We start from the raw sequence: 4,121 nt of genomic DNA, 5'->3' as shown, positions 1-4,121 counted from the left end.
CGTCCGCTCCCCCGGACCCCGCCCGCGCCCTGCGCAGGGCGCGGCTCGTGCTGGCGGTGGCCGGCGTCCTGTGCGCGGTGTTCGCCGCCGCGTCGGCCGGGCTGTACGGGCGGCTCGCCAGCGGCGGGTTCGCCCCCACCGGCACCCCCTCGGTCCGCGCGGCCGAGGCCGCCGCCCGTCTCGGCGGCGAGCGCCCGGACCTGGTCCTGCTGCTGCGCCCGGTGGAGGCGGGGACGGCGGCCCGCGCCCAGGCCGCCCGGCTGGTGTCCCGGCTGACCCGGGAACCGGGCGTGGACCAGGTGCGCTCACCTTTCCCACCCGCCGCAGGCGCCGCAACGGCGCTACGGCCCTCCGACTCCAGCGCGGCCCCGCGGCCCCCCGCCGGCGGCTCAGCCCTGCGGACGCCCGACGGGCGGGCCGCGCTCGTGCTGGTCCACCTCGCCGGGGACGAGACGGCCGCCGCGCGCCGGGCCGCCGAGCTGGTCCCCCGCTACCGCGCCGGGAACGGGCCGCTGCGGGTGGAGGCGACCGGCCCGGCGTGGGCCACCGCCCAGTCCACCGCGCGCTCCCGCGCCGACCTGCTGCGCGCCGAACTGCTCGCCGCCCCGCTGACGTTCGCCGTCCTGGTGCTGGCCTTCCGCTCGCTGGTCGCCGCCCTGCTGCCGGTCGTCGTCGGCGGGATCGCCACCGCCGGGGCGCTGGCCGCGCTGCACGGCGCGACCGCGTTCACCCCGGTGTCGGTCTTCGCGGTGAACCTCGCCGCCGCGCTGGGCTTCGGGCTCGCGGTGGACTACTCGCTGCTGATGGTCAGCCGCTACCGCGAGGAACGCGCCCTGGGCCGGGCCCCGCAGGCGGCGGTGCGCACCATGACCCGCACCGCGGGACGTACCGTCGCCGTCTCGGCCTGCACCATCACGGCCGCCCTCGCCGCGCTGCTGGTCTTCCCGTTCCCGTTCCTGCGCTCGATGGCGTACGCGGGGATGGGCGTGGCCGTGCTGGCCGCCGCGACGGCGGTGACGGTCATTCCGGCCGCGCTGGTCTGCCTCGGCCCGCGGGTGGAGGCGCTGGACCCGCTGCGCCGGTCGGGGCGGTCGCGCGGGGCGGATCCGGCGGCCCAGGGCAGCCGGGTGTGGGCGGCGCTGGCGCGGGCGGTCACCCGCCGGCCGGTGGTGTCGCTGACCGCCAGCGGTCTGCTGCTCGCGCTGATGCTGCTGCCGTTCACCCAGGTGCGGCTGAGCCTGTCCGACCACCGCAACCTGCCGGTGTCCGCCGAGGCGCACGCCGCCGCGGACACGGTCGCCCGGCTCTTCCCGGCCGCCTCCGACCGGGCGCTGACCGTGGTGCTCCCGGACGCCCCCGTCGGCGCCGCCGCGGCCCCGGCCCTGGACCGCTACGGCCGGGCGCTGTCCGCGCTGCCCGGCGCGGCCGCGGTCTCCACCCCGACCGGGCGGTACGAGGCAGGGCGGCGCGTCCCGGCCGCGCCGCCGACCCCGGCGGCCGGGCGGGCCCCGGCCGCCGGGGTCCTGGTCACCGTGGTTGCGGAGGGCCCGCCGTACGCGGAGGCGTCGGCCGGGCTGATCCGCGCGGTCCGGGCGCTGCCGGCGCCGGGGCCGGTCCTGGTCGCCGGGCAGGCGGCCGCCACGGTGGACGCCCGTAGCGCCCTGGCGGACGGACTGCCGCTGGCCGGCGCGCTGATCGCGCTGGCCACCCTGGCCGTCGTCGGGCTGCACACCCGCAGCGTGCTGGTGCCGCTGAAGGTGGTGGTGGTCGCCGCGGTCAGCCTCACCGCGGCGCTGGGCTGTGTGGCGCTGGTCTTCCAGCACGGCCGCTTCGCCCCGCTCACCGAGGGATTCGCACTCACCGGCACCCTGGACACCACCATCCCGGTGCTGGTCTTCTGCATCGCGTTCGGGCTGGCCGTCGACTACGAGCTGTTCCTGCTCTCCCGGATCCAGGAGCACTACCGGGCCACCGGGGACAACACCGCGGCCGTGGTGGAGGGCATCGCGCGCACCGGCCGGGTGTTCACCGCGGCCGCGCTGGCGGTGGCGGTCTCGGTCGGGGCGCTCACCTGGTCGCAGGTGATGCCGCTGCGGCAGCTCGGCTTCGGCATCGCGCTGGCGGTCCTGATCGACGCCACCGTGGTCCGCGGGGTGCTGGTCCCGGCGACCATGCGGCTGCTGGGCGACGCCAACTGGTGGGCGCCGCACCGGAGGAGGAAGGCCGCACCCCTCCCCGTACCGCCTCCGCCGGCGCGCGTACCGGAGCGGACGGGCGTCTGAGCGGGCCGGGCCTACCGGCCGCCGCTGCGGGCGTGCACCAGGGCGATGGCGGCCGGCACGTCGCCGGCCACGGTGAACGCCCGCGCGGTGTCGGTGAGGTCCAGCAGTCTGCGCACGTGCCGGTGCGGCCGGACCAGGACGAACGGCAGCGCGGCAGCGGCGAACCGCTTGCGCGCCTCCAGCAGCACGTGCAGGAAGGTGGAGTCGGCGAAGTCGACCAGGGACAGGTCGAGCACCACACCCCGGGCGGCGTGGTGCGGCGCGGGGTCCAGCGCCTCGGCCAGCCCGCCGGTCGAGTCCAGGTCGAACTCGCCGCCGACGCGGACGAGCCACACGCCGTCGACCGGTGTCGTGATCACATCCGGAGTCTCGCTCACCGCTTGATTGTCGCAGTCCTCGTGCGCCGGGACGCCCCGGGTGGAGGAAGATCCGGATTCACCCGGGTGGCTCCGTCTGCGGGGCCGGGGCCCGGGCAGACGCAGCCACGGCGGCGCCCCACCGGGCGGCGCCGCCGCTCGTGGGGACGAGCGGGGACCGGGTGGAGCCGAGGGGGCGCCCCGGCCGCCGTCGAGACGGCCGCGGCGCCCCCTCCCCGGCGGATGCGGCTCAGGAGACGGCGGCCGCGGGCTCGGCGGGGTGGCGGCCGCCCGGCCGGGGCAGGCCGTAGTGGTCGCGCAGGGTGCGGCCGGTGTACTCGGTGCGGAACAGGCCGCGTTCCTGGAGGATGGGCACCACCTGGTCCACGAAGTGCTCCAGGCCGCCCGGCAGGTACGGCGGCATGATGTTGAAGCCGTCCGCCGCGCCCTGGGTGAACCACTCCTGGATCCGGTCGGCGATCTGCTCCGGGGTGCCGACCACCACCCGGTGCCCTCGGCCGCCGCCGAGGCGGGCGATGAGCTGCCGCAGGGTCAGCCCCTCGCGCCGGGCCAGCTCGGCGACCAGTGTGAAGCGGCTCTTGTTGCCGTTGATGTCCCGCTCCTCGGGCAGGTCGGGCAGCGGGCCGTCCAGCGGCAGGCCGGTCAGGTCGACGCCGAGCATCCCGGACAGCTGGGCGAGCCCGTACTCGGGCACCTGGAGGTCGGTCAGCTCCTGCTCCAGGGCGCGCGCCTCGGCCTCGGTGGAGCCGATGACGGGGGCGATGCCCGGCAGCACCCGCACGTCGTCCTCGCGCCGGCCGTGGCGGGCCAGCCTGCTCTTGAGGTCCTTGTAGAACGCCTGCCCGTCGGCGAGGGTCTGCTGGGCGGTGAAGACCGCCTCGGCGTACCGCGCGGCGAACTCCCTGCCGTCCTCGGAGGAGCCGGCCTGCACCAGCAGCGGGTGGCCCTGCGGGGAGCGCGGCACGTTCAGCGGGCCCTGGACGCCGAAGTGGACGCCCTGGTGCCCGATCGGCCGGACCTTCCGCGGGTCGGCGTAGATCCCGGCGGCCCGGTCCAGGACCACCGCGTCGTCCTCCCAGCTGTCCCAGAGTCCGGTGGCTACCTCGACGAACTCCCGGGCCCGCTCGTAGCGCAGGGCGTGCTCCAGGTGCTCGTCGAAGCCGAAGTTGCGGGCCTCCTGCACGGTGCCGGAGGTGACGATGTTCCAGCCGGCCCGGCCGCCGCTGATGTGGTCCAGCGAGGCGAACTTGCGGGCCGTGTGGAACGGTTCGTTGAAGGTGGTGGAGACGGTGGCGATCAGCCCGATCCGCTCGGTGGCCACCGCGATCGCGGAGAGCAGGGTGAGCGGTTCGAAGCCGCCGAGCGCGTTGTGCGCGACCTGGCCCCACAGGGCGAGGCCGTCGGCGAGGAACACCGAGTCGAGCTTGCCGCGCTCGGCGGCTTCGAACCGCTCACCCTGCTC

3 protein-coding genes are annotated in these 4,121 nt (G+C 77.0%); 1 reads left to right on the top strand and 2 read right to left on the bottom strand.

The annotated features are described in order from the left end of the window. A partial coding sequence (locus tag C6N75_RS16600; RefSeq protein WP_146132583.1) for an MMPL family transporter occupies window positions 1-2,282 on the top strand: 2,282 nt, incomplete at its 5' end. A gap of 11 nt (window positions 2,283-2,293) precedes the next feature. Here C6N75_RS16600 and C6N75_RS16595 read toward each other — a convergent pair. Then, window positions 2,294-2,659 carry an STAS domain-containing protein gene (locus tag C6N75_RS16595; RefSeq protein ID WP_105869688.1) on the bottom strand — a complete coding sequence of 122 codons (366 nt, stop codon included), beginning with the start codon at window positions 2,657-2,659 and terminating at the stop codon, window positions 2,294-2,296. Between the two features lie 229 nt (window positions 2,660-2,888). Then, on the bottom strand, window positions 2,889-4,121 hold a 1,233-nt coding region (locus C6N75_RS16590; protein ID WP_105869687.1), incomplete at its 5' end, for an LLM class flavin-dependent oxidoreductase.

Origin of the sequence: Streptomyces solincola (genome assembly GCF_002982015.1) — a bacterium.
Taxonomy (GTDB): domain Bacteria; phylum Actinomycetota; class Actinomycetes; order Streptomycetales; family Streptomycetaceae; genus Streptomyces; species Streptomyces solincola.
Note: the sequence above shows the minus strand (reverse complement) of the source record. Positions and strands in the feature narration are given on the sequence as shown.